Here is a 26060-nt window from a genome sequence, read left to right as displayed (position 1 = left end):
CATCGCAATTGTTGACAATTTAAAGTAACGTTTATTATACCCTCTAAGATTTTTCATGGCTGAATTATAGCTAAAAAAAATTATATAGAGGTAAAAGTGAACTCAATTCTTATTTCTGCTGTTTCATCAAATCAGGGAAAAACTATTCTTTCTACTGCATTGTTATACTACTTTAAAAAGAGTGTAAGACCTTTTAAAATTGGTCCAGACTATATTGACCCACAATTTCATGAAATAGTTTGCAAAACAAAATCAATAAACCTAGATACCTTTATAATGAATGAACCTCAAGTAAAATGGCTATTTAATAAATACTCAAATAAAGAAGTTTCTATCCTAGAAGGAGTAATGGGCTTTTATGATGGTATGGATAAAGGCTGTTCAGCTTATGATGTAGGAAAACTATTAAACACTCCTACAGTTTTACTTCTTGATGCTAGTGGTTCATATATCACTATTAGCGCTGTATTAAAAGGTCTTAAAACCTATAAAGAAGATAACACTATTAAAGCTGTAGTTTTAAATAAAGTCTCTTCAAAAATGCACTTTGAACTAATCAAAAAACAAATAGAACAAGACTTCCAAGGTGAAAATGAGATAAAAGTACTTGGTTGGATAAAAAAAGATTTACCAAGTTTAAGAGAGACTCACTTAGGCTTAGATTTAAAAGATGCAAAAAAAGAGGTCTTAGAAAATATCTCTAAAGAGGTTTTAGAAAACATTGATTTAGAAACTTTAAAAGAAATATCTTTATATAAAAAAGAAGCTATTACTAACTACCCCTTTGAAGAGATAAAAAAGATAAACAAAAAAGCTAGTGTTGTTTATGATGGAAACTTCTCCTTTTTATACCATGATAATCTAGAAACTTTAAAAGAGTTATTTGATGAAGTAGAGCTTATTAGTTCAACTAAAGATGAAAAGATTAGTTCTGATAGTGACTTAGTCTTTATTCCAGGAGGTTATGTAGAAACAAATGAAGCCTATGAAAGAGTTAAAACTTCTCAAAATTTCAAAGCATCATTAATTGAGCATGCAAATAAAAACAAACATATCTATGCAGAGTGTGCGGGGCTTTTATATTTAAGTAATAGTGTAGATGAAAAAGTAATGAGTGGAATTTTGAATGTCAAATTTACCTTAACACCAAAAAGAGTACGACTTGGCTATTACCATAGTCAAAGTGGTTTAAAAGGTCATGCTTTTCACTATACAAAACCCCTTGATACTTCTTTAGGCTGTGATATTTTAAGTAAAAAGATTAACTCAAAAGGTGAAGTAGGAGCTTGGAAGAAAAAAAATGTATATGGAACTTATCTACATACAATGTTTAGAAATAATATAAATATATTAAAGGATTACTTTGGAATTTAAACTAGAACAACCACCAATAAATATAGGTGCTGATATTTCAAATAAATCATTTGAAATGATTAGTGAAGAATTAAAAGATTATGAAAAGATAAATGAGTTTGATAAAGGACAACAAGAGGTAATAAGTAGACTTATTCATACAACTACTTGTTTTGATGAAGTATTAAACAATATTTACTTTTCAAAAGATGCAATAAAAAAGGTGCAAAAACTACTATTAAACAAAGCAAAGATAATAGTTGATGTAAATATGATTAAAGTTGGACTTAGTGACTTTTATTTAAATCAGTATGAAAATGAAGTTGTATGCTATATCAACGAGCCATTTACATATGAAATGGCAGAAAAAAACAAAACTACAAGAAGCTATGCAGCAGTTGTGGAAGCTATTAAAAAACATAAAGATGAGCCACTAGTTTTAGCTTGTGGGAATGCTCCTACTTTTATCTATGCTGCAATTAATACATTAATAGAGCAAAAAATAGATTTAAACAATGTTGCTTTACTACTATTTCCAGTAGGTTTTGTAAATGTTGTTGAATCAAAGGCTTATGGTAGAAAGTTCTGTGACCATTTTGATGTAGCAGGGATTATTATGGAAGGAAGATTTGGAAGTTCTACTATGACAGTAGCAACTCTTCATGCAATCTATAAATTAATCAAAGATTATGATAAAGATGAGAAATATAATGGAAAATAAAAACGAAAAACTTTTCAATAATATGGGAAGTGAGGTAGCAGAGGGTTTTACTTGCAAACCAAAACAGTTTGATGCTAGTAAACCTATCATGCACTTTAAAACTCAACTTTTTTTATGTGATGATGAAAGATGTTCAAAGGCTCACAAAGGAAAAGATGTAGCTGCAACTTTAAGAGAAGTTATAAAAGAGCTAGCTCTATCAAAAGGTGAAGAAAGAATCAAAGTTGTAAGAACAGGTTGTTTTGGAGCTTGTAGATTTAGATCTGTTGCAAATATCTATGAAAATACACAAAGAAATGGTTATTTAGAAAATAATGCTATTTGGCTTAAAAATGTTCATCAGTATGATAAAGAAAAGTGGGTAAAATTATTTAAAGCATTAAGCAATAATGAAAAACTTGACATGGCAGAATTTAAAATAGTTCCTATGTCAGAAATGGACACATACAAAAATGATTAAAAAAATATATTTAGTTGGTGCAGGACCTGGAGAATTAGACTTACTTACACTAAAAGCTGTAAAGATAATAGAACAAGCAGATGTAATTTTATATGATGCTTTAGTAAACGAGCAAGTTTTCCAGTTCTGTAAAGAAAACTGCCTAAAAGTAAATGTAGGAAAAAGAAAAGGTAAACACTTAAAACAACAAGAAGAGATAAATGACCTTTTAGTTGGCTATGCAAAAACACATGAAGTAGTAGTAAGACTAAAAGGTGGAACTCCTTTTGTTTTTGGTCGTGGATATGAAGAAGTTAGAGCTATAAAAGAAGCTGGCTTTGATGTAGAGATTGTATCAGGAGTAAGTTCAACAACTTCAGTACCAGAAAGCTTTATGTTACCACTTGTAGATAGAAAATTTAATGATTCATATAGAACCATAACAGGACATGATATCGATGTTTTTAAAAGTATTGTTAAATCATACCATGATAGAGAAAATCTAATTATTATGATGGGTGTTCACAATATCAAAAATATTGTTGAGTATCTTTTAAGTATCGATTTTCCAAAAGATTTACCAATTGCAGTATTAAGTAGAGGAACAACAAATAGTTCTTCACAAAGAATATTTAGCCTTGATGAGGTAAATAATCAAAATGAAGAGTTCTTTGAGGATTTAAGAAAATTAACTCCAGCGATACTATTTATTGGAAGAACAATTCTTGCAATGAAAGAGATTCAATAATAATTTATGTCTGAAAAAAAAGTTTTAAGAAAAGGATATACAACAGGAACTCACACAGTTGCTGCATTTAGGTCTTGTTTAGATACATTTTTAGTTACAAATTCTCAAACAATAACTAAAACAAATAAAATAGACAATGATGATTTAGATGTAACAAAAGGCTGTGAGATAGTTGTATCATTGGACTTTGATAAAAATCAATTCTTATTGAACCCTACTTTTCAAAAACCTCAAATATTTTCTTGTGGAACAAATAGTTTAGAAATCTATGCAGGTCTTGGAGTAGGAGTGGTAACAAAAAAGGGATTAAAAATACAAGCGCCCTATCCTGCTATAAATCCTGCTCCACTACAAGCTATGCAAGAGTATTTTGAGATAAAAGCAAAGAATAAAGAAAACCTGCATCTAAAATGTTGTGTAAGCGTTACAAATGGTCAAGAAATAGCTAAACAAACAGCAAACTCAAAAGTTGGAGTACTTGAAGGTATCTCAATCCTTGGAACAACAGGGATTGTAAAACCTGTATCAAGTTCAGCTTATATAGACTCTGTGAAAACTGAAATAGAGTTTGCAATACAAAACAACTATGAAACCATCTATTTTACCCTTGGGAACTCTGCTTTTAAAGTAGCTTGTTCTAAGGCAAATGAAGAAGCAATTATAGAAATAGGAAATTTTGTTTATGACTCAGTTGAACTTGCAACAAAACAAAATGCAAAAGAAGTAATCTTTTTATGTGGAATTGGAAAGATGACAAAGGTTTATCAAGGTTTTAAAAACACCCACAATAGATTTGGAGTAATTGATTTTACAAAACTTCAATTAGACATAAAAGAAAACCTAGGCTATGAAGTTGATATTGAAGCAACTTTAACAGTAAAGGGAATATCCCAAGAACTTGAAAAAGTGGGATTACTTGATGCTTTTTATGAAATGATTACAAAAAAAGCAAATGAACAAATAAAACAATGGTTTAAAACATCAAATGTAAAAGCCATAATATTAGAACAAAAAGAGGTACTAGGATGGTAACAATAGCTGGTAATGGTATGGGAGATTATACCTTTACAAATTTAGACTTTGATATTAGCAGGTTTGATAAGATTATCTGTGATTCAAACTTCAAAGAAGAAGCTTCAAATATTCTAAAACTAAAATATAAAGAAGCAAAAGAGTATCTTTTAGAAAACTATGACAAAGAAGAGATTTTATATGTAGTTACTGGTTCACCTCTATTTTTTAGTGCTGGAACAATTATTGCTAAAAACTTACCTAAAGAAAAAGTAAAAATCATAAATAACACTTCTTCTAAAACATATATGTGCCAGAAACTTTTTATTAGTGAAACTGAAATAGATGTAATATCTTTACATGGAAGAGTTGATTTTGATTTACAAAACTTCTTACAAAATAAATACACATTTGTGCTTTGTGATAAATTTACAATTGCAAGATTAAAAACTGCCCTTTCATTTTTTAACTCTTCTTCTATAACTACAACTATAGGCTATAAGCTTGGCTTCGTTGATGAAAAAATAGAAGAGATAGATTTACTTCAATTTGATGAAAAATCTCTTGATTTGTCTCAACCTTTTGTACTACTTATTAAAAAAGAGTTTGAATCTAAAAACATAATTAGTGAAGATGTAGAGTTTGAAACTGAAAGAGGAATGATTACAAAGAAGTACAAAAGACAACTTACTTTACAAAACCTTGATTTAGAACCAAACAATCTTTTATGGGATATTGGAGCAGGAAGTGGTTCTTGTGCAATAGAAGCATACAAAAGATACAAGGTTAAAACAACACTTTTTGAAAAAAATGAAACAAGAGCAGAGTTTATAAAACAAAATCTTACAAATCATCATGTAATAGAGACTAAACTATTTGAAGGTGAAGCACAAGAGATAATCCCAAGTTTAGAAGAAACCCCACAAAAAATATTTGTAGGTGGTGGTGGAGTTGAAGTTATAAAACAACTTCCAATGCTTTATAAAAAATTAGATGAAAAGGGAATTATGCTTATAAATGCAATAACACTAAAACATTTAAACCTAATGTTAACTGTATTAAATGAAGCAAAAATAGAGTATGAAATCCACTCAATCTCACTTACAACTTACAAAGGAAAACTTGATTTAGTAGAGCCTGAAAGACAACTATTTCAAATAAAAATATACAAAAAGAATAAAGAAGAGGAAAACTAAAAATGGTTTATTTTATAGGTGCTGGTCCAGGGGATCCAGACTTAGTAACAGTAAAAGCACAAAAAATACTTCAAAAAGCTGATGTAATTTTATATACAGGTTCACTTGTACCAAAAGAAGTTCTTTCTTGGTGCAAAGAAGAAGCTATCATAGAAGATTCTCAAGGGATGAAATATCCAGAGATATTTGCTTTTTTAGAAAAATACAAAGATAAAGTAATAGCAAGAGTTCATACGGGAGATCCTTCTATTTACTCAACAATTGCAAAGCAAATAGAGTTTCTACAAGAACAAAATATAAAATATGAAGTGATCCCAGGAATTACAGCTGCTTTTGGAGCAGCAGCTAGTCTTGGAATTGAATACACTATTCCAGGTGTTTCTCAAACTATTATTCTTACACGTGTAGAAGGAAAAACTCCAAACCCTGAAAAGTTAGAGAATATACTTGCTTGTAAAAACTCATCACTAGTATTTTATCTATCAATCTTACTTCTTAAGAAGCTTAAGAAAAAAGCAATAGAAATGGGGTATTCACCAGATACACCTTGTTGGGTAGTTGAAAAAGCAACTTGGAAAGAAGAAGAGATTTTCAAAGGAACTATTTCAGATATTGAAAATCAAGTTTCTCATATAAAAGGTGTTGCTTTGATTTTATTTGGGGACTTTTTAAAACAAGAAGAGACAGAAGAATCACATCTTTATGTAAAACCACTTGTAAAAGAGCTAGAGAAACAAAAGGCTAAAAATGAGTAAATTAAAAATTGCCCTAGTTTCAATAAATCAACCAAGTCTAAACTCTGCTTGCAAACTTTTAGATTACCTAGAAGATTTTGAAGTTGATGTTTATGGTAAAAAAGATTTAGAACACAATCTTGAAAACCTAAATACATACGAAAAAATAGATACAGTTTTACAAGATGGCTGGAAAAAGTATGATGCTATTATTTGTATTTTGGCTATGGGAATTGTGGTTAGAAAAATTGCACCACTTTTAGAGAGTAAAGCAACTGACCCGGCTATTATAGTTATGAGTATGGATTTGACAAAGGTTATACCACTTCTAAGTGGACATATTGGTGGAGCAAATGAGTTAAGTGATTTATTAGCTTCTAGACTTCCAAACTGTATGAACTTTGTATCAACAGCAACAGACCAGACAAAAACTTTTGCTTTTGATATGTTTGCAAAGAAAAACAATCTAGAAATAGAAAACCTAAAATGCTTAGCAAAAATCTCTAACTCACTTCTAAATAAAAAAGAAGTTGAAGTAAAAACCTATGAGAGTATCTTTGAAACAATACTAAATAAAACAAATCTAAAAAGAGTAGATGAGCAAAGTTCTGAACTATGCGTTAATATAACTCCATTTTCTGATGAGAATCTAACTTTAAAACCAAAAGTATACTTAGGTATTGGATGTAATAGAAATACATCGTTTGAAGATATAGAAAGCTCATTTTTTTGGTTTTTAGAAAAATACAATATTAAAAAAGAGCAAATAGAAAATATAGCTTCATTTGAAGCAAAAGCTGATGAGAAAGGACTTTTAGAGTTTGCTTCAAAATACAATTTTGATATCAAGTTTTACAATGAAGCAGAGATAAACTCGCTTCAAGGGGAATTTTCTCCTTCTCAAGCAACAAAGTTTTTTGGACTTAAAGGTGTTAGTGAACCTTCATCTATGTTAGTTTCAAAATACAACGAACTTATCATACCTAAAAATGTGTATGAGAAAAAAATCACAATAGCAGCCGCAGTATAAAAGGAAAAATAAAATGGCAAAAAAATTATATATAGTTAGTTCAGGTGCTGGTGGAACATCATATATCACTCCAGAAGCTAGAAATGCACTTGAAGAGTGCGAAGTAGTAGTTTCATATAGTAAATACGCTAGAGAGCTAAAAGAGCTAATAGAGGGTAAAGAGATATTTACATCAGGAATGACACACGAGATAGAAAGATGTAATCAAGCAATAGAGTATGCAAAATCAGGAAAAACAACTTGTATCGTATCAAATGGAGATGCAAATGTATATGGAATGGCAACTTTAATAGTTGAAATTATGGATGAAAAAGATTTATGGGATGAGGTAGAGCTTATCTCTCTTCCTGGTGTTACTTCATTTTTAGCAGCAGCTAGTAAAGTTGGAGCTCCTGTATCACAAGACTTTTCTATAATCTCACTATCAGATAGACTAACAGATATAAACCTAATAGATAAAAGAGTTAAAGCAGCACTTGATTGTGACTTTGTTTTAGGTATTTATAATCCAAAATCTAAAAAAAGAATACTTCCATATCAAAACTTCTTAAGAGCCTTAGAAGATGGATATCAAGATAGAATTGCAATCATTGCTTCACATGTAGGTAGAGATGAAAAAGAGAAAATTACTATAACAACTGCCCAAGATTTGATAGATCAAGATATAGAACACGAAGCAGTTTCTATGTCAACATTGATTATAATTTGTAATTCAAACTCAAAATTAACAAAAAATGGAAAAGTTTTAACACCTAGAGGATATTTAAATAAATACAAACTTGATGGGGAATTAAAAAATAACTAAATTAAGGGAGGGAAATAAATTGATTAATATAAAAGAACCTAGTATTAACGATGCATCAGCAATAATTGATCTTATGAATTCTCTGGGTTATGAAGGAACTGAATCATTTATAAAAAGAAGAATTTCAGAACTTTTAAATCATAAAGATGAAGTTCTTTTAGTAGCAGAAAAAGAAAATAAGATTCTTGGAATAATCTCTTTACACTTCATCCCTCAACTTGCATTAGAAAAAGATTTTTGTAGAATTAGTTACTTTTGTATTTCTAATACAGCAAGAAGCCAAGGCATAGGTGCTATTTTAGAAGCAAAAGCCGTTGAATTAGCTACTAATAGGGGATGTGATCGTATGGAAGTTCATTGTAATGAAAGGCGTACTGAAGCTCATCGTTTCTATTATCGTCAAGGTTATATAGATTCTCCTAAATATTTATATAAATCATTAATTGAAAATAAAACACATTAAACATACAAAACTAAGGAAATAAATGAAAATAGCGATTTTATCTGATATACACTCAAATGTTTATGCCCTAGAAGAAGTAATAAAAGATATTAGAAATAGGAATATTGAAGTAGTTTTAAACCTTGGAGATATGTTTTATGGACCAATTGAACCAAGGGCTACATATGAACTAATAAGAGAGAATAAATTCATAAATATTTGTGGAAATCAAGATAGAGAAATCCTTGAAGCAAGTCTTACTCAACTTGAAGAAAACCCTACTTTAAAATATGTATATGAAGACTTAGGGAAAGAAGTTTTATACTGGATTCAAGATTTACAATTTGAGAAAATCATTGGTGGTACATATTATATGGTTCATGGAACATATTTTGATGATAGCCAGTACTTATTAGAAGATATTTCAAATGGCGAAATAAATTTAAGAAGTGATGAAGAGATTATAAAACTAACTGATAATATTGAAACACCATTTATCTTTTGTGGACACTCTCACTTACCTAGAATTCATAAGCTAAACTCTGGGCAAATAGTTATAAACCCAGGTTCTGTAGGGCTACAAGCATATGAAGATGAACTTCCAAGTAAACATAAAATACAAAACCATACCCCAGATGCAGCTTATACTATTTTAACTGTAGAAGAAAATCAATATAGTGTTGAGCAAGTAAGAGTTGCCTATGATTTTGAAAAAGCAGCTTTAAAAGCAGAAGAAAATGGAAGACCTGATTGGGCACATGCTCTTAGAACTGGAGAGGTGTTATAAAGTTAATGAAAGAGTTTCAGCACGGTGGAGATATAAAAAGTTTTGCAAAAAAAGCAAACTGTAAAGAAAAAGAAGCAATAGATTTATCTTCAAATATAAACTTTCTAAAACCAATACTTGATATAGATTTTAATAGTTTAGAGATCTCTTCTTATCCAAATTATGACAAGCTTTATAGGGCTATTTCAAAACATTACAACGTAATGAAATCTCAAATTGAATTATACAATGGTGGTAGTTCTGTCATCTTCAAACTTTTTGAAAACTTGAAATTAAAACATTGTACAATATATTCCCCTGCATACCTAGAATACAAGAAAGCAGCACAAAATTTTGATTACAAAATTGATTTAATAAATAGATTTGAAAATATAAAAAAGGAAGTTAAAAAGGGTTCTTTTGTTATATTTGTAAACCCTTCAACTCCTGATGCAAAATGTTATAATATAAAGAAGCTATTAAATTATTGGATAAAAAAAGAGTGTACAATTTTAATAGATGAAAGCTTTTTAGAATTTACAAACCATGAATCTGCAACAAAATACATAAAAGAGTATGACAAACTTTATATTCTAAAATCTATGACAAAGTTCTATTCTAGTGCTGGTATTAGAGTTGGAACTATTATCTCATCAAAAGAAAATATAAAAAGACTAAAAGAAAAAGAGCCAATGTGGAAGATTTCTACTTTTGATATGACTTATTTAATAGAAGTTTTAAAATATAAGAATTTTTATGAAAAAACAAAGGCAAAAAACAAAGAAAACAAAAAGCATTTAATCTCTACACTTAAAAAATATTCTTTTATAAAAAAGATTTATAAAAGTGAAGCAAACTACCTTTTAGTAGAACTAAAAGATATCAAAGCAAAAGAGTTACAAGAAGAACTAATACCATACAAAATCATGATACGAGATTGTTCTAACTTTGATTTTTTAGGAAAGCATCATGTAAGAATTGCTGTAAAAAGCAAAAAAAGTATCAAACTTTTAGAAAAAGCTTTTAAAGAAATAGAAAAATGTATTTAGAACTTTTATTCTTTGCTTACTTAATTGACTTTATCTTTGGAGAGTTTCATATAATTAGAACTCTTTATCACCCTATTATTCTTTTTGGAAACTATATAAAATGGTTTGAAAAGAAGTTTTATGAAGACTCTATCTTTAGAGGTTTTATATTGACTGTTTCTTTATTATCTCTTGTTTTTATAGTTACTTTTTTATTAAGTAAAATTGATAATATATATTTTCAAGCCCTACTTTGCTCTTTTACTATCTCTTCTAAAATGCTTTATGATAGTGTAAAAGAGGTAATTTCTTCAACTAATCCAAAACATGCAATTTCAATGCTTGTAAGCCGTGATACAAAGGAAATGAGTGAAAGTGATATAAACAAAGCTGCCATTGAAACTTATGCTGAAAACTTAAGTGATGGAGTTATTGCTCCAATGTTTTATATGATCTTTTTTGGTATTGTGGGAGCCTTTATTTATAAAGCAATTAATACGCTAGATTCTATGGTTGGATATAGAAATGAAAAATACGAAAACTTTGGTAAGTTTGCAGCTAAACTTGATGATGTAGTTAACTTTCTTCCAGCTAGAATAACCGCACTTTTAATAGCCCTACTTTTCTTTTCAAAAAAAGCTTTTAAGGCATTTTATAACTATGGGGAAAAACATGAAAGCCCAAATGCTGGGCATCCAATCTCAGCTATGGCACTTGTTTTAAATGTCTCATTGGGAGGTCCTACTTCTTACTTTGGAAAAGTTAAAGAAAAGCCTTATTTTGGAGATGGGAAAAAAAATATAGAAAAAGAAGATGTAAAAAAAGCACTAGATTTCAAACTAAGATTTGATATCTTTATTTTTTCAACTTTTAGCTTATTTTTTCTATTTTCTTAACTTTAAAATTAATTTGTTATAAATAATATTTCTTTTGCTTTTTTTTAATATTAATAGGAGAATATCCAAAATACTTTTTAAATATAGTACTAAAATGACTTATATTTTTATATCCCACTAAATAAGCGGCTTCTGAAATATTAATATCATCTATTTCTAAAAGTTTTTTTGCTTTATTCAATCTATACTCTTGTAAAAATCCATAAACTGTATTTCCAAAAAGTTGTTTGAAGCCTTTTTTTAATTTAAATTCATTTATGGCTGATTTATATGCTAATTCTTTTAAAGAAGGAGGATTATGTATGTTATTAATCAATATTTCTCTAGCTTTATGTAAAGCTTGTATATCTTTTTCATTTAAAAAATGTAAACTCTTAAACGAAGATTCATTTAGATTATTTATAGTATTGTAAGTTAATTCTAAAATTTTGGATTCATAATATAATTCTCTTGTGTTTTTTTCTATTAAATTAATATCAATAAGTTCCTTAAGTAGGATATTTTGCTGTAATAAAATTTGGCTATTTGGATTTGGAGACAAAATACTTTCATCTTTTATAAAGGATTTAAATAAATCATCTTTAAATACTAAATAATGAAAAATATATTTTTTATTTTTTTGATATAATGCTTTTTCTTTTAACCCATCAAATCTTTGCCCTTTATAGTATGTATTAGTATTTAAATCCAAACTATTTGAAAATTTATTAGATTCTATTCGAATATTTGCACTTGTATTAAAAATCAAATAAGAAATACTACTATTATATTTTCCTTCTAAAATTGTATCTTCATTAAAAGTTGCAACACAAGAAGAGTAATTTATTCCAGAACCTGTATTAAAAAAATTCAAACTCATACTTCCAAACTTTTCTTCTAATAAAATATTCCCATTTTTTCTGCTTTCATAAGGAGAAAACTCTTTTTCTATACTATCCCATAATTGATTTGAACTTATATATGTGCACATAAAATACCTTTAACTAAAATATTTATCCCTCAAAGAAAATATTAATATTGATAACTGTTTTCAATTAAAATATAATCCAACTTAAATTTTCATTAAGGAGAAAAAATGAATATAAAAAGGATATTAAAACTATCACTAATATCTCTTATGGCAAGTCAATATTTATATTCTGAAGAAGTAACAAAAAATTTAGATGATAAAAAAGATGCAATCAGCCTACCCACTGTCACAATAAATGCAAGAAAAGAAACTGAAGATGCAAAAGAATTACCTTTTAGCATTTTTGTGATAGATGGAAAAGACATTAGAGAAAAAGGTTTTTTTAGTATCGAGGAGGTCTTGCGAGCAACGCCAGGTGTTAGTATAAACACCTCAGGTGGAGCAAATGTTTCAAGTATATCGATTCGTGGAGTAGGAGCACTATATCCACTTAGTATGGATGATGCTTCTGTGGCTGTTAATATTGATGGTTCACCTACAAGTTCTAGGCATTTATCATTAGCCACTTTTGATGTAGAACAAATAGAGATTTTAAAAGGACCACAAGGTACACTTTTTGGAGGTTTAGGTGGTGCAGGAGCAATAAATATTACAACAAAAAAACCCACACAATATACAGAAGGGTACTTTCAAAGTGAAGTTGCAGAAAAAGAACATAAAGTAGATTTGGCAATAGGTGGACCTTTAAGTGAATCTTTAAGTGCACGTATTGCAATACATCAATCCTCATATGAATATCCAATTAAAAATATTCAAACAAAAGAAGCAGTTTCAGAACCAAACCTTTTAGGTGTTAGAGGTAGTTTACTTTGGGATATTTCTGATGATACATCAGCTTTATTAACCATAGAACACCAAAAAAGTAAGCACATGGGAGAAAATATAGTTTTACAACCATATAATGATGACCCCAAGATGGATTTAACTCCAGGTATTTATGACAATAGTTATAAAGAGTTAGACAAACAATCTCTTCAAATAAAACATAGATTTAAAAATAGTCAATTAACGTCTATTTCTTCTTATTCTGATGTTTATAATATTTCACCTGTAGTTTTTGATCATCTTGTTTATAAAGCGATGATGGGCTCTTCTAATGAGTATTGGAGAGAACAAGAATCTTCTGATAAAGTATTTACTCAAGATTTAAGACTTTCTTCTTTATCAGGTAATGATATTTTTTGGGTAGTAGGAGCCAGTTTTTTAGATTCGGATAGAACATATAATCACTCTCGTATGGGTGGTGCAAACTTTGTAGTATACCCAGGAAATCATCAATTTAGAAATTTTGATACAAAAAGGTATGGAATATATGCAGAAAGTACAATTCCAATAAATGATAAATGGAAAATTACAGCAGGAGTTAGACAAACTTGGGATTATAAAAAATATAATGCCACTTATACTGAAAGTTTCAATAGTGTTTATGATGATGACGAACTAAATGATAATTTTACAACAGGACGGCTGGGAGTAACTTATGCTTTAGATGAAGATTCAAATCTTTATGCAACTGTTTCAAAAGGGTATAACCCAGGAGGATTTCAAGATTATGGAGAAAATAAAGGAGATGCAAAATATGAAGCTGGAAGTATCTACTCAGCTGAATTTGGTATAAAATCAGAACTTTTGGATAATCAATTAAGAATTGATAGTTCGGTTTTTTATACCAGTGTAAAAGATAACTATATGATTGATAGTACAGGTGTTTCTTCTTTTGTAGTAAATGCTGACACTCGAAGTATAGGATATGAATTAGCTTTTAACTGGTTAATCAATGAACAATTTAATCTATCAGGAAACTTTGCTTATACCAATGCAACAATCAGAGATTATGTAAACAATTCTTTAGGTGGTCCTGTTAATGTTGGTAATAAAGTTCCAGATACCCCTAAGTTTCAAAGTACAATTTCTTTAGCATATCAAACAGTATTACCAAAAATAAAAATTTTAAATTCTAGTGTTAAATTAAATACCAGATTAGATTATAGCTACATGTCTAAAAGAGCGGCGGATGTACAAAACCATTATGATTTAGATGCTTATAATAGAGTTGATATGCATGTTGGTTTAATTTCAGGAAATAAAGAACTTTATGTTTACGGTAAAAATATTTTTGATGAATATTATGATTTATACGGATTTTACGATAATGCAACTTCTGTAAAATATGGTGCACCATCAAAAGGACGAATTATAGGTTTAGGATTTAAATATACTTTTTAGCAAGTATCTTTAAAACATTTTTATATAAAAAAGCTAAAAGAAATTTAACCTTTTAGCTTTTTTAAAAAGATTTAGTTTTCTTTTTTATGTTTTCTAAATAATAAATATACAAAAAATGGCGCACCTATAAATGAAGTAATCACTCCAATAGGTAAAGATGAAGCTGTATTTAAAACCCTTGAAATCAAATCTGAAAGTACTAAAAAAACACCACCATAAAAAAATACTGGCAAAATAAGCTTATCGGCACTTTGTTTGTAAATAAGTCTTAAAATATGAGGAATAATAAGCCCTACAAAGCCAATTGGACCAACAAAACTAATACATACTCCAACTGATAAAGAGATAGTCATAAGAAGTATTAGATTTAATCTATTTACATTTAGTCCTTTTAAAAACGCGATATCATTTGAAAGAAGTAAAAGTTTTATCTCTTTTCTTTTTATTATAGATACTACTAAAAGAATAAGTGCAACCAAAAATACGGCTATTGAGCTGTTATACCCTACTACATCAAGACTTCCAAGGGTAAACCTTACAATTGAATAGTTCTCTTGTAGAGTACTTAAAAAGAATATCAACATCAAAGCAGAGGAATAAAAAAACGATAAGGCAATACCTATTAGAAGAATGGAATTAGTTGAGGCAAAAGTTGCATTTTTGTTTATCTGTTTCGAAATAAAATATAGAATAAAAATAGTGATAAAAGAGCCTAATATACCTGAAATATAAAGAGCTACCATAGGAAAAAATACTATTGAAATAGCTGTAAAAAGTGTTGTTCCACTTGCTATTCCTAAAGTATATGGTGTTATTAAAATATTTTTAAAAATAGTTTGAAAAATAAGACCACTAAGACTTAAAACAGCTCCAACAAAAAAGGCTAAGATTACTCTTGGAACTCTAAGTTCCCAAAATATCATATATGAAGTAGTTGAACTATCAAATATTTCATTTAAAGAAATTGTGGTTTCTCCAATAAAACATGAAGAAAAAATCAAAATAAAACTTAAAATATAAGCTAAAGACTTCATTGAACTCATAGTTTTACCACCAAGTGATTATTTACTACTTCTAAACAGTTGTGATAAAACTTTTCTAAAATCTCTTTTGAAAAAAATTCAGAACTTTCTCCAAAGAACTTAAGTTTTCCATCTTCTAAATATAAAACTTTGTATTTTAAATGAAAAGCTAGGTCTAAATTGTGAGTTATGATTATCTTTTGTTGTAAATATTGTGAGTTAAAAATCTCAAAAGCCTCTTTTACTCTTGTGATATCCATATTTGCTGTTAACTCATCAAAGATAGTAATCTTAGCATTATGAATAATACTTGAAGCAAGTAATAAAAGCTGTTTTTCCCCAGAGCTTAGAGCATTACAAGCTCTATTTTTGATTTTATCTAGTTTTAGTAAAGAAATTGTTTTATCAATTTTTTCTTTATCTATATTATCTATAAAAGATAGTTCTAAAAATTCATAAACTGAGATATATTCATCAAATACTTCAAGTTTAGGTGGAATATAGTTTATTAGTTTTGCTCTTTGATTATCATCTAAAGAAATGATATTTTTATTTTGAAGTGTTACTTTATCATTTGAGATAAGATTTGAAAGAACTTTAGCTAAAGTTGACTTCCCTGCTCCATTGGCACCAAGGATTATAAGGTTTTCATTCTCTTTTAAAGAAAATGAAATATCTTTTAAAATATGATTTGAAAAACTATTTATCTCTAACATTTACTAATATATCTTTAAAATCTTCCATAAAATAAACTACTCTGTGACTAGGAATTCCTGCATACTCTTTATCTATAATATAAATATTATCATTTTTACTTGCTTTTACAGGGAGTTTTTTCCAAGGTTTTTTTAACTGCTTAAAACTAATCTTATTGTCGTGAATATAAGGTGCAAGTAAAATTATAATATCAGGATTCATATGTATTATCTTCTCAACATTTACAACAGGTTGAGCAAGACTTTTTGATTTGTATGCATTTTTGTTTCCTGAAGCTTTTATTATATCATTAAAATACAGGTTATTACCTGTTACATAAATTGACTTTTGTAAATCTTCTCTTGGACTAATTACTATTAAGATATCTTTATTTTTTACTATATTAGAAACTTCATTTAACTTTTTATCAATATCTAAAATTAGTTCTTTTGCTTTTTCTTCTTTACCTAAAAGCGTTGCAACACTTTTTATAGTAGTTTTTATAGATTTTAAATTATCTGTTTTAAAAGAGTGATAATTTAAATTTAATTTCTTTAAATTTAAAAGAAGTTGTTCATCATAGTTTTGAGCAAGAACCAAAGTTGGTTTTGCTTTTAACATTTTTTCTAATGATATTGAAGCATAACCACCAACTTTAGGTATATTTCTAGACTCTTCTGGATAGTTGCAATACTTTGTATTTGCAACTATATTTTTACCACTTCCTAAAGCAAACACTATCTCATTTAAAGAAGGAGATAGTGTTATAATTCTTTGCTCACTTTGATTATTAGCAAAAAGATTGACAATAAAAAGAAAAGTTAATAAATATTTTTTCATAGTTTTTCAATCATATGTTTTAAAATTTGTATTTTATTCCTGCATAATATGTTCTTTCAAAGTTAACAGGATAAATAGAATCATCTTTTATCCATAAACCATTGTCTTCATCAAATAAGTTTTGCACTTTTGCAAAAACTTCTATATTTTTAAAGTCGTATGAAACATTTAAATCTGTTGATTTATATGCTTCTTGTTTCTGCTCAAAATTATTTTCAAAATCATTTGCAGCATATGCACTACTTCTATAAGTATAAGATAAAATTGTATTTAATTTCTTGTAAGTATATCCTAAATTTAATGTAAGATTATGTTTAGATACTCCTGGTAAATCTTTACCATCGTAAGCTCCATTTTCTTCATTTTCATTATCTATTTTTGCAATAATATAAGAATAATTAATTGAAGCATATAAATTTTTATTTATTAAATATTTATCAAAAATCTCTAATCCATATTTATGAGATTTATCAATGTTTGTGTTTTTATTTGCTCCACCCACATTGTAATAATAGATTTCATTAGTCAATTCACTTCTAAAAAGTGATATTTTAAGTTTATTGTCTTTTTGAATATTACTATATCCAATAGTATAATTTTTTACTTTAGCTGGCTCAATAAAACCATTAAATGAAGATACTGTCTGAACCCATGTACCACCAATATTAGTCCAACTTGAAGAAAAAAATCTATCAATATCTGGTGTTTGATAAGATCTATTATAATTTGCAAAAATAGATGAAGAATCAGATAAAGAATAATTAACACCAATATCATAAGCATTTAAATATTCAGCTGTACCTAAACTATTTCCACTTGTTGGATTATATTCATACTCTACTTTTTCTCTTCTCATACCTGCTGAAAACTTTAAATCTTTTGAAACTTGATAATCAGCAGATACAAATAAAGATTTATTTGTTTTATTTGTAATATTAGATGAACTTATTCTATCTCCATCAAAAGTATCAGTCCCCAAAACAATAGAATAATCATCTTTTTTGATATTAAATGAAGCATTAAATGATTCATATTCATATTGAGACTTTGAACTTCCAACAAATTCACTTAATTTGTCTTCTCTATTATAGTTTACATCAAATGAATAATTTTTATTTAAATTATATGTTGCACCTAAAGTTGTTAAATAACTATTGAAATATTGTTCAGTAAAACCATTTGATTGATTTGGATTACTTTTATATTCATCTTTTGTTAAAGAACCTGCATATTTTAAACGCATGTCAGAAAGTGTTCTTCCTGCTCTTAACTCTAAGTTTTCAGTGGGAAAATAGATTAGTTCAACTTTTCTATTTCTATTATGATTTGAATCTTTAGTATTTGAACTATCTTCTCTAGTACCATTTGTAGAACTATAATCTAAAAGAGCATTTATAATAAGATTTTCATTATTAAAACCTAAACTTAGTGTACCTCCTTTTGTATCATCATTACCCATATGAGCCATAATATAGTTGTCATTTTTACCATTTGTTATAATATTTATAACTCCTGCATTTGCTCCATCACCATATTGAACAGAACCACTTCCTTTTATAATTTCTATTTTTTTAATATTTGAAAGGGGAATAGCTGATAATAATTGTGGTTGCATATCTATATTATTAATTCTTCTTCCATTTACTGATACAACAACATTTTGATATCCATCACCTATACCATATCCACGTAAATCAATCTTTTGTGTAAAACTATTACCATAACTAGGTGCAATATTAATTGAAGTTTGAGAATTTAAAAAATCATATATATCTTTAGCTTTTGATTTTTTTATTTCATCATTAGTATATATTTCAGTTGAAAAAGTTGCTGTTTTTTCATTTGATTTTAAATATGAAGATGAAATTTCAATAGTTGATAATTGTTCAGTTTGTGAATAAAGATTTGTTGCTAAAATAAGCGAAGCAACTACGCTTAAACATGTAGTTTTCTTTTGCATTAATTTTTTCCTTGTGTGTTGCATTTATTAGTAGAATAAAGTTTGATGGGTTTTAATTGCGAAACATGAAGTTTTTTCATAATCTTTGGTATATCAATATTTATAAGATAGTTTAAACTATTAAGAAGTGAGTTTATCTTTACAGTTGCAGTAGCATTTAATATACCAAAAAATGAAAAGTATTTTTTAAAACTTTTAACCATACTTTATTACCTCCTTATAAATTTTGTGGAATTTTATTGCATAAAATTAAAGGTAATATAACTGTAATATACTAGTTATAAGGTGTAAGTATAGTTTTAGTTTCACTATTCATAAAGTTATATCCATTATAAATAGTATATAAACCAAATAAAATCACTAAAATAGAAGCTAAAGTAACAAATAGATTTCGTAGAGCAACTTGCTTAAATATTCCTACAAAAAAACCTAAAGAGAACATTGCAGGAAGAGTACTAAGTCCAAATATAAGCATAACAAAAGCACCCCAAATAGGACTTGCTGTACTTGCTGCTGTTATTGCAAAAACATAGACAAAACCACAAGGAAGTAAACCATTTAACATACCAAGAAAATAAAAACTAAATAAAGAATCAGAACTTAAAAGCTTTCTAAAACTTTTTTGATAAAGTTCAGATTTTGATACAGAGTGTTCTATAGAAGTTAGAAATTTAAGTTTTCCACTTAGTGAAAGACCTACTAAAACCATTAAGACACCAGTTACAATTAAAAGTATTCCATTTGTTGTATTATCAAAAGTTACAACAGAACCAACAAAACCAAAGATAGCACCTAAAATCACATAAGTTGTAATTCGTCCAAAAGAGTATAAAACATGAGAACTTGCTTGTTTTGTTTTATTCCAAGTACTATTTACTTTTGTACTTGAATATGCTACTACAATTCCTCCACACATGCCAATGCAATGTCCAAAAGAACCTAAAAATGCTATTGTTATTATCGTTAAAATACTAATACTTTCCATTGTTTGCCTAAAAAATTTTAATAATGATATATCAACTTGTATTAAAATCAAGAAAAAAAAAGCCTCACTTTATAAAGCGAGGCTATATTCAATTATATTCAGTTGTAATGATGACGAAAATTAAAATTATTAGTAGTAGGAGGTTTTAATTTTCTTATGGCGTAATTTTAATGTAAAAATGTTAAGTGAGTGTTAATTATCTTAATTAATTAATTTTTTTATACTATAATTTTAGTTCTAATATCAAGGAGAGTTTATGAAAGTTACTTTAAGCATACTATTTACCGCACTTTTATCAATATTTATTATAGCTTGCAGTAATAAAAAAAATGATATTTCTAATAATAATGAAATAAAAATTAATAAAAATATTGAAACTATTTATGTAAATAATATAGAAAATGATAATTTAAACCTAAAAGAACATCTAAAAGAAGAGTTAAAAAAGCAAAATAATAAACAAATTGCAGTAAAAAAAGAAAAAACTGATGCAACAATAAGAACTGAAATTCTAAGTTCTAATATGAATTATGAAAAATTTTATAAACCAACAAATACAATAAGATGCTTAAATTATAAAATTGAAAACAATGCAAGAAAATGTATTGAATATGGAAATGTTAAAATACCTTGTAAGAAAAAAGAGTTTGAATTAAAAACAAAAATTGATTTAATTTCTAAAGAAGAAAAAGTTATTTTTTCAAAGATTTATGAACAAAAGTTCTCAAAAGATATATGTAAAAATATTAAATATTCTTTTGACCCAACTTATTATTTACCTAATAACAGTAAAGAGTTAATACAAAAATATAATACAAAACTTGCAAAAAAAATTGCTAAAGATTCAATAAATGACATTAATCTAAATATTCTTTAGTAAACAATTAACATAAAACAATTTTGCAACTTTTACGAAATAAAGTAAATAGTTGTGATTTCTTGGTACTTTTCACAAGTCATTCTAATAATAATGTAACCTATTTTTAGCTAAACTATTTGCCTTTTAATAATAATCAAAATGTAGGTAATCAAATGAAAGTAGTAACAGGTGTAGTTGGAAACGACATCCACGTTGTAGCAAACAGACTTATAGAACTTTCACTGCAAGCTAGAGGCTTTGAAGTATTTAACTTAGGTGTAAATACATACTTAGAAGAGTTTGTTGATGCAGTGGTAGAAACTAACGCAGATATTCTTCTAATTTCTTCATTAAATGGAGAAGCTGAAGGTTGGTGTAGAGAAGTTAAAATCTTAAAAGCAAAATATGGAAATCTTCTTGATAATGTAGTATTTATGATTGGTGGAAACCTAGTTGTAGGAACAGGAGATGCTTCTGATATTGTTCCTAGATTCAAAAACTATGGATTTGATTTGGTATTTCACCAGGTTGACTTAAATACTGGATTAGATGAGTTAGAAAAATTCATGAAGGAAAGAAATAAATGAGTTTACTACAAGAAGAAAGAAATATCATATTAAACAACGAATATGTTGATAATTTTGATTTTGCAGAAGTTGAAGAGTTTGTAAAAAATGCTTCAAAAGATTTATTTATCTCTTATAACTTTAAAACAAAAAACAAAATGCTAGTTCAACCAAGAGGTGGTTTTCCAACTTACGATAAGATGTTTGCTCTTTATGAATTTTTTGATAAAGCAAATGTAGATGTTTTACCTTGTACTATTGATTCAAATACAAGATTAAACGACTATGCAACTGCAAAAAAAATGTTAAGACTTAGTGAAGAAAACGAAGTAGATATGTTAAATGGTTATCCACTAATTAACCATGGATATAGAACATCTAGAAAAATGATGACTCACTTTAATAAACCAATCTCTTTAAGACATGGTACTCCTGATGCAAGATTACTTATTGAAACTGCTATTGCATCTGGTATCTTTGAAATTGAAGGTGGTCCAATTACATATTTGCTACCTTATTCTAAGAACTTTCCTTTAGATAAAGCTTTCCTTTACTGGAAATATGTAGAAAGAGTTTGTGCTGAATATTCAAAACTAAATGAACCAATTAATAGAGAATCATTTGGTCCTTTAACAGCAACACTTGTTCCTCCTTGTATTACTATTGTAATCCAACTTTTAGAGATGTTATTATCTTTAGAAGAAGGTGTGAAATCATTCTCTGTATCTTTTTCTCAAACTGGTTCTATGAATCAAGATATTGTAATGGGTGCAGTTATTAGAAAACTGGCTAAGTATTATTCTGAGCAAATTGGTGTAACAGATGCAGATATTCACTTAGTTTATCACCAATGGATGGGAGCATTTCCTATGGATCAAAATTATGCATCTCAACTTATAAATATGAGTACAGTAATTGCTTCTATGGTTGGAGCTAATAAGATTATTACAAAAACAAAACAAGAAGCATCTGGAATTCCTACAAAAGAAGCAAATGCAGAAACTGTTGCAAATACACAATATACATTAAGAATTTTAAATGGTCTACCAAATATTGTTGATGAGCAAGAAGAAGAGATTTTAACTGCTGAAGTTATGGCTATTATGGAAGCTGTATTTAATGACCCAGCAGATACTCTTTGGAGAAAAGTATTTAACTCTATTAAAAATGGAACTATAGATGTACCATTCTCTCCTCATATTATTAATAATAATGAAATGATTACAGTAAGAGATAAAAATAAAAATATTAGAATCATAAAAAGAGGAAAAGTTCCAATTCCCAATAGATGCTTTGAGTATGAAAAAAATCAATGTGATTTAAATAAAGATACAACATCTATTGTAAATGATATTATCCATGATATAGGAATTATGCAATGAGTTTAGCAAATAAAATGAATGAAAATAAACTACTAATTGACGTGGGAAGTACATACTTTAAACTATGTACAAAAGATAATGTACAACAACATTTTAGAGATTTTAATAAAGATATTTTTGATGATTTAACTTATAAATGTGGTGAAATCATTAAAAATTATGATAAAGAAAATATACATATTTGTTCTTCTGCAAATGGTGGATTAAGTACTCTTATTATTGGTGTTACGAACTCTTTTTCTTTAAAATATGCAACAAATATTGCTTTTAATTCTGGTATTAATATTATTGATACTGTTTTATTTAGAGATATTGAGAAAACTTCTATTCCAAGTGATTTAATTGATGTTGTAATAGTTGTTGGTGGAATTGATAGCGTTTCAAATATCTTTGATGAAAGATTATTTAAATTTTTAGATGGTTTAAACTACTCAAATATCGTATATGTTGGAAGTGAAAATGATTCTGCATTTTTAAAAGAAAATATAAATAACCTTGTTGTTTTACCAAATATTATTAATGAAAAACTTCATGTTGAAGAAGAAAATCTAAAAGAGTATTTAACAAATCTTTATCAAGCAGATATTATGGGTAAAGAAGATATCAAACATCTATATGATATTACTTCAAATCAGATTTTTTCTACTCCATATATTGTAAATAAAACTCTACCAATGATTGATTCAAAATTCAAAGTTGCAGATCCATATATTTTAATTGATATTGGTGGAGCAACTACAGATATTCACTACTCTAAAGATTTAGTTGAAGAGAATATGGTTACTGAAAATGAGTATGACAGACTTGTATTTAAAAAACTTGGTGTTTATAAATCAAAAGAGTCTTTAATCTTTGCAGCAAAAAACAATGAATTTGTTTATGAGCTATTATCTCACTTAAAAGTTACAGAACATATTTTTGATGAATCAAGTGAAAAAGCAACAAGAGTTTTAATGCAACTTGCTATTTTTTTAGTATTATGCAAAGTATCAGCATATAGGCAAGCCTATGTAAACTTAAAGCTAAATGCTTTAAATTCTGTTGTATTCACAGGTGGAATAACAAAAGTATTAAAACAAGAAGAAATAGAAGATATAGTAACATTCTTCTATAAGAAAATATTGAATTCACAACATAATCCTACAATCGTAATGGATACTAATTATGATGTATGGACTCTTGGAATGTTAGAAAAGTAATTAAACCTCAAGGCTTTACTCGTAAAGCCCTTTAGAGTTTTGCTTCTTTTAAAAGGAATTTATTTCCTTTACTAAAAAGAAGTTATTAAATAAGGTCCCTTCAAATTTGGGACAAATTTTAAGGAAGAAATATGTCTATAAATTGTATTAGAACACTTATTGAAGATGCACAAGCATCTCACCCAGAAAAAGTTGCAATAAAATTCAATGAAAAAGAAATAACTTATGATGAGTTATTTACTAAAGTAAATCAAATAGCATTTTATCTAAGAGAACTAGATTTACCAAAGGGAAGTAGAATTGGTATCTATTCTACAAAAAGTATAGAACAAGTAATTGCTATTCTTAGTATCTTATCTACTGATTATGTATTAGTTCCCCTTACTAGACTTTTAAAGCCAGAACAAGTTGAATATATAATTAAAGATTGCGATATTAAATGTATTATTACTGATAGATTAAAATTAGAGTCAATTGAAGAGATAAATTTTGACGGACATATTGTCTCTTATGAGACTACACATAAAGATATTGCTTCATTTGAAGAAATATTCAAATACTACAATAAACCATATACTTGTGAAATAAATGGACATGATAATGCTGTTATTACTTATTCTTTTGGATTAACAGGTACTCCAAAAGGTATTGTTATCTCACATAGAAACTTAATAGATAGTGCAAGAGTTGTAAGTCAATACTTAGACTTAAAAGAAGATGACATTATCTCTGGAACACTTATTTTCAATCTTGATTATGGATTAAATCAAATTTTCTGCTCACTATATAAAAGAGCTACTTTAGCTTTACATAGATTTATTCTTGCAGGGGATTTCTTTAATCACTTAATCAATGATGAAGTTACAGTTGTACCTTTAATGCCTATTAATATTTCTTCAATGTTTGATGAAGATGAACATAGACTTCCAAGTGCAGATTTACTAGCTAAAGTTAGAGTATTAACTTCTTCTGGTGGTAATGTTACACACAAGATGTTAAATGATTTAGATAAATACTTCCCTGACGCTAAATTTTACTCAATGCACGGATTAACAGAAGCCTTTAGATCAACATATTTAGAACCTTCACAAATTTGGATTAGACCTAATTCTATTGGTAAAGCTATTCCTGATGTTGAACTTTACGTTATCAATGAAGATGGTTATGAATGTAAACCAAGAGAAGTAGGAGAACTAATTCATAGAGGTGGCTATATCTATAAAGGCTATTGGAATGCTCCTATTGAAACAAAAGAGAGATTTAAATCAATTGATATTTTAAAAAATGTAATTAATCTAGAAGGACAACTTACAGATGAAATAGTTGTAGCAACAGGAGATTATGTTTATAAAGATGAAGAAGGTTACTTCTATTTTGTTTCTAGACATGATGATATGATTAAAACAAGAGGATTTAGAGTAAGTCCTTTTGAAATAGAATCAGTTGTAGCAAATAACTTACCACAAATAGACCAATGTGCAATCTTCTCAATTGCTAATGAAGAAATAGAAGAAGAGATAGTTATGGTTTATAGTTCAAGAAGTGAGATTGTTTCAAAAGAGATAATCTTTGAATTAAAAAAACATTTAGCTTCATATATGATTCCAAATAAAATTATTTATAAAAAATCACTACCTTTAGTTCCTAGTGACAAAAGTAAAATAAATAAAGAAGAATTAAAACAAGAATTACTAAAAGACAACTAATATAGCCTAGCTATATTAGTTAATAGTCACTTATTTTTCTACACTTTTCCCACAATTTTTACACAATCTAATATTACAATTATTAATAAAAGTAACGAATATAGGTATTTAACTTAAAATTATTTTATATTTGATATAAATCAAAGCAAAATTAAGTTTATTAAGTTAAAATTCTAAGAAATAATTAAAAAAAAGGAACTCTTATGAAAAAAGTAATACTTCTTACATCAATTCTTGCATGTGCAGCTTTTGCTAATCCATATGCAAAATGTGTTGCATGTCATGGAGCAAATGGGGAAAAGTCTGCAATGGGAAAATCTAAGATTATCAAAGATATGACTAAAGCTGAATTCATTTCTGCAATGAAAGGTTATAAAGATGGATCTTATGGTGGACCAATGAAAGGTTTAATGAAAGGTCAAGTTGCTGGTCTTTCTGATGCAGATATTGAAGCAATTGCTAATCAAATCGCTAAATAAT

General features: G+C 27.7%; 27 protein-coding genes. 20 read left to right on the top strand and 7 right to left on the bottom strand.

All coding sequences use genetic code 11. From position 1 onward, the window contains the following. The first annotated feature begins 96 nt into the window (after positions 1-96). The 13 genes from CRV01_RS11405 to cbiB all read left to right on the top strand — a co-directional run bounded on the left by CRV01_RS11405 (position 97) and on the right by cbiB (position 11169). Complete coding sequence (locus tag CRV01_RS11405) at positions 97-1374, top strand: cobyrinate a,c-diamide synthase (protein ID WP_129008334.1); 1278 nt, start codon at positions 97-99, stop codon at positions 1372-1374. Beyond that, on the top strand, positions 1364-2074 hold the full coding sequence (locus CRV01_RS11400) for a precorrin-8X methylmutase (RefSeq protein WP_129008333.1): 711 nt from the start codon (positions 1364-1366) through the stop codon (positions 2072-2074). The genes CRV01_RS11405 and CRV01_RS11400 overlap by 11 nt, the downstream gene beginning before the upstream one ends. Further along, a complete protein-coding gene (locus tag CRV01_RS11395; protein WP_129008332.1) occupies positions 2064-2534 on the top strand; it encodes a (2Fe-2S) ferredoxin domain-containing protein in 471 nt (156 codons plus the stop codon). The genes CRV01_RS11400 and CRV01_RS11395 overlap by 11 nt, the downstream gene beginning before the upstream one ends. Then, positions 2527-3261 carry a uroporphyrinogen-III C-methyltransferase gene (gene cobA, locus CRV01_RS11390; protein ID WP_129008331.1) on the top strand — a complete coding sequence of 245 codons (735 nt, stop codon included), beginning with the start codon at positions 2527-2529 and terminating at the stop codon, positions 3259-3261. The genes CRV01_RS11395 and cobA overlap by 8 nt, the downstream gene beginning before the upstream one ends. Before the next feature lie 6 nt (positions 3262-3267). Next, positions 3268-4293: a cobalt-precorrin-5B (C(1))-methyltransferase CbiD gene (gene cbiD, locus CRV01_RS11385; RefSeq protein ID WP_129008330.1), complete on the top strand. Its 1026-nt coding sequence runs from the start codon at positions 3268-3270 to the stop codon at positions 4291-4293. Continuing rightward, complete coding sequence (gene cbiT, locus CRV01_RS11380; RefSeq protein ID WP_129008329.1) at positions 4287-5468, top strand: precorrin-6Y C5,15-methyltransferase (decarboxylating) subunit CbiT; 1182 nt, start codon at positions 4287-4289, stop codon at positions 5466-5468. Before cbiD ends, cbiT begins: the two co-directional genes overlap by 7 nt. Positions 5469-5470: 2 nt before the next feature. Further along, on the top strand, positions 5471-6223 hold the full coding sequence (gene cobM / locus CRV01_RS11375) for a precorrin-4 C(11)-methyltransferase (protein ID WP_129008328.1): 753 nt from the start codon (positions 5471-5473) through the stop codon (positions 6221-6223). Further along, entirely contained in the window at positions 6216-7232 is a 1017-nt protein-coding gene (locus CRV01_RS11370; RefSeq protein WP_129008327.1) for a cobalt-precorrin 5A hydrolase, read from the top strand. The genes cobM and CRV01_RS11370 overlap by 8 nt, the downstream gene beginning before the upstream one ends. Before the next feature lie 13 nt (positions 7233-7245). Then, the gene (locus CRV01_RS11365; RefSeq protein ID WP_129008326.1) at positions 7246-8037 is read left to right on the top strand and encodes a precorrin-3B C(17)-methyltransferase; all 792 of its coding nucleotides are present in this window, start codon (positions 7246-7248) and stop codon (positions 8035-8037) included. Positions 8038-8110: 73 nt separating this feature from the next. Continuing rightward, a complete protein-coding gene (locus CRV01_RS11360) occupies positions 8111-8500 on the top strand; it encodes a GNAT family N-acetyltransferase (RefSeq protein WP_129008325.1) in 390 nt (129 codons plus the stop codon). Positions 8501-8522: 22 nt separating this feature from the next. After that, positions 8523-9266, top strand: coding sequence for a metallophosphoesterase (locus CRV01_RS11355; protein ID WP_129008324.1), 744 nt, complete (start codon positions 8523-8525; stop codon positions 9264-9266). Between the two features lie 5 nt (positions 9267-9271). Next, positions 9272-10294 carry an aminotransferase class I/II-fold pyridoxal phosphate-dependent enzyme gene (locus CRV01_RS11350; protein WP_129008323.1) on the top strand — a complete coding sequence of 341 codons (1023 nt, stop codon included), beginning with the start codon at positions 9272-9274 and terminating at the stop codon, positions 10292-10294. Next, the gene (gene cbiB / locus CRV01_RS11345) at positions 10285-11169 is read left to right on the top strand and encodes an adenosylcobinamide-phosphate synthase CbiB (protein ID WP_129008322.1); all 885 of its coding nucleotides are present in this window, start codon (positions 10285-10287) and stop codon (positions 11167-11169) included. Before CRV01_RS11350 ends, cbiB begins: the two co-directional genes overlap by 10 nt. 16 nt (positions 11170-11185) lie before the next feature. On the opposite strand, the gene CRV01_RS11340 is transcribed toward cbiB, so the two are convergent. Beyond that, positions 11186-12139, bottom strand: a complete 954-nt coding sequence (locus CRV01_RS11340; protein WP_129008321.1) for an AraC family transcriptional regulator — start codon at positions 12137-12139, stop codon at positions 11186-11188. 105 nt (positions 12140-12244) lie between these two features. Between CRV01_RS11340 and CRV01_RS11335 the strand changes: the two genes are divergently transcribed. Continuing rightward, on the top strand, positions 12245-14365 hold the full coding sequence (locus CRV01_RS11335; RefSeq protein ID WP_129008320.1) for a TonB-dependent siderophore receptor: 2121 nt from the start codon (positions 12245-12247) through the stop codon (positions 14363-14365). A gap of 71 nt (positions 14366-14436) precedes the next feature. On the opposite strand, the gene CRV01_RS11330 is transcribed toward CRV01_RS11335, so the two are convergent. The 6 genes from CRV01_RS11330 to CRV01_RS11305 form a co-directional block, all read right to left on the bottom strand. After that, on the bottom strand, positions 14437-15408 hold the full coding sequence (locus CRV01_RS11330; protein WP_309109213.1) for an iron ABC transporter permease: 972 nt from the start codon (positions 15406-15408) through the stop codon (positions 14437-14439). Next, positions 15405-16103: an ABC transporter ATP-binding protein gene (locus CRV01_RS11325; protein WP_129008319.1), complete on the bottom strand. Its 699-nt coding sequence runs from the start codon at positions 16101-16103 to the stop codon at positions 15405-15407. Before CRV01_RS11325 ends, CRV01_RS11330 begins: the two co-directional genes overlap by 4 nt. Next, positions 16087-16923: an ABC transporter substrate-binding protein gene (locus tag CRV01_RS11320; RefSeq protein WP_129008318.1), complete on the bottom strand. Its 837-nt coding sequence runs from the start codon at positions 16921-16923 to the stop codon at positions 16087-16089. The genes CRV01_RS11325 and CRV01_RS11320 overlap by 17 nt, the downstream gene beginning before the upstream one ends. Before the next feature lie 19 nt (positions 16924-16942). Next, on the bottom strand, positions 16943-18883 hold the full coding sequence (locus CRV01_RS11315; protein ID WP_129008317.1) for a TonB-dependent receptor: 1941 nt from the start codon (positions 18881-18883) through the stop codon (positions 16943-16945). Next, positions 18883-19086: a hypothetical protein gene (locus CRV01_RS11310; protein ID WP_129008316.1), complete on the bottom strand. Its 204-nt coding sequence runs from the start codon at positions 19084-19086 to the stop codon at positions 18883-18885. Before CRV01_RS11310 ends, CRV01_RS11315 begins: the two co-directional genes overlap by 1 nt. Positions 19087-19157: 71 nt before the next feature. After that, positions 19158-19868, bottom strand: coding sequence for a sulfite exporter TauE/SafE family protein (locus CRV01_RS11305; RefSeq protein WP_129008315.1), 711 nt, complete (start codon positions 19866-19868; stop codon positions 19158-19160). A 256-nt stretch (positions 19869-20124) separates the two neighbouring features. On the opposite strand from CRV01_RS11305, the gene CRV01_RS11300 reads away from it, so the two are divergent. The 6 genes from CRV01_RS11300 (at position 20125) to CRV01_RS11275 (ending at position 26059) form a co-directional block, all read left to right on the top strand. After that, a complete protein-coding gene (locus CRV01_RS11300) occupies positions 20125-20745 on the top strand; it encodes an LptE family protein (protein WP_129008314.1) in 621 nt (206 codons plus the stop codon). 155 nt (positions 20746-20900) lie between these two features. After that, positions 20901-21314 carry a methylaspartate mutase subunit S gene (gene glmS / locus CRV01_RS11295; protein ID WP_129008313.1) on the top strand — a complete coding sequence of 138 codons (414 nt, stop codon included), beginning with the start codon at positions 20901-20903 and terminating at the stop codon, positions 21312-21314. Further along, entirely contained in the window at positions 21311-22675 is a 1365-nt protein-coding gene (locus tag CRV01_RS11290; RefSeq protein WP_129008312.1) for a methylaspartate mutase, read from the top strand. The genes glmS and CRV01_RS11290 overlap by 4 nt, the downstream gene beginning before the upstream one ends. After that, positions 22672-23874, top strand: a complete 1203-nt coding sequence (locus tag CRV01_RS11285) for a glutamate mutase L (RefSeq protein ID WP_258238397.1) — start codon at positions 22672-22674, stop codon at positions 23872-23874. The genes CRV01_RS11290 and CRV01_RS11285 overlap by 4 nt, the downstream gene beginning before the upstream one ends. 131 nt (positions 23875-24005) lie before the next feature. After that, positions 24006-25580 (top strand): AMP-binding protein, encoded by a 1575-nt coding sequence (locus CRV01_RS11280; RefSeq protein WP_129008311.1) that lies wholly within the window; start codon positions 24006-24008, stop codon positions 25578-25580. A gap of 203 nt (positions 25581-25783) precedes the next feature. Beyond that, positions 25784-26059, top strand: coding sequence for a c-type cytochrome (locus tag CRV01_RS11275; protein WP_129008310.1), 276 nt, complete (start codon positions 25784-25786; stop codon positions 26057-26059). Position 26060 lies beyond the last annotated feature (1 nt).

This window comes from Arcobacter sp. CECT 8983, assembly GCF_004118855.1.
Lineage (GTDB): Bacteria > Campylobacterota > Campylobacteria > Campylobacterales > Arcobacteraceae > Halarcobacter.
Note: the sequence above shows the minus strand (reverse complement) of the source record. Positions and strands in the feature narration are given on the sequence as shown.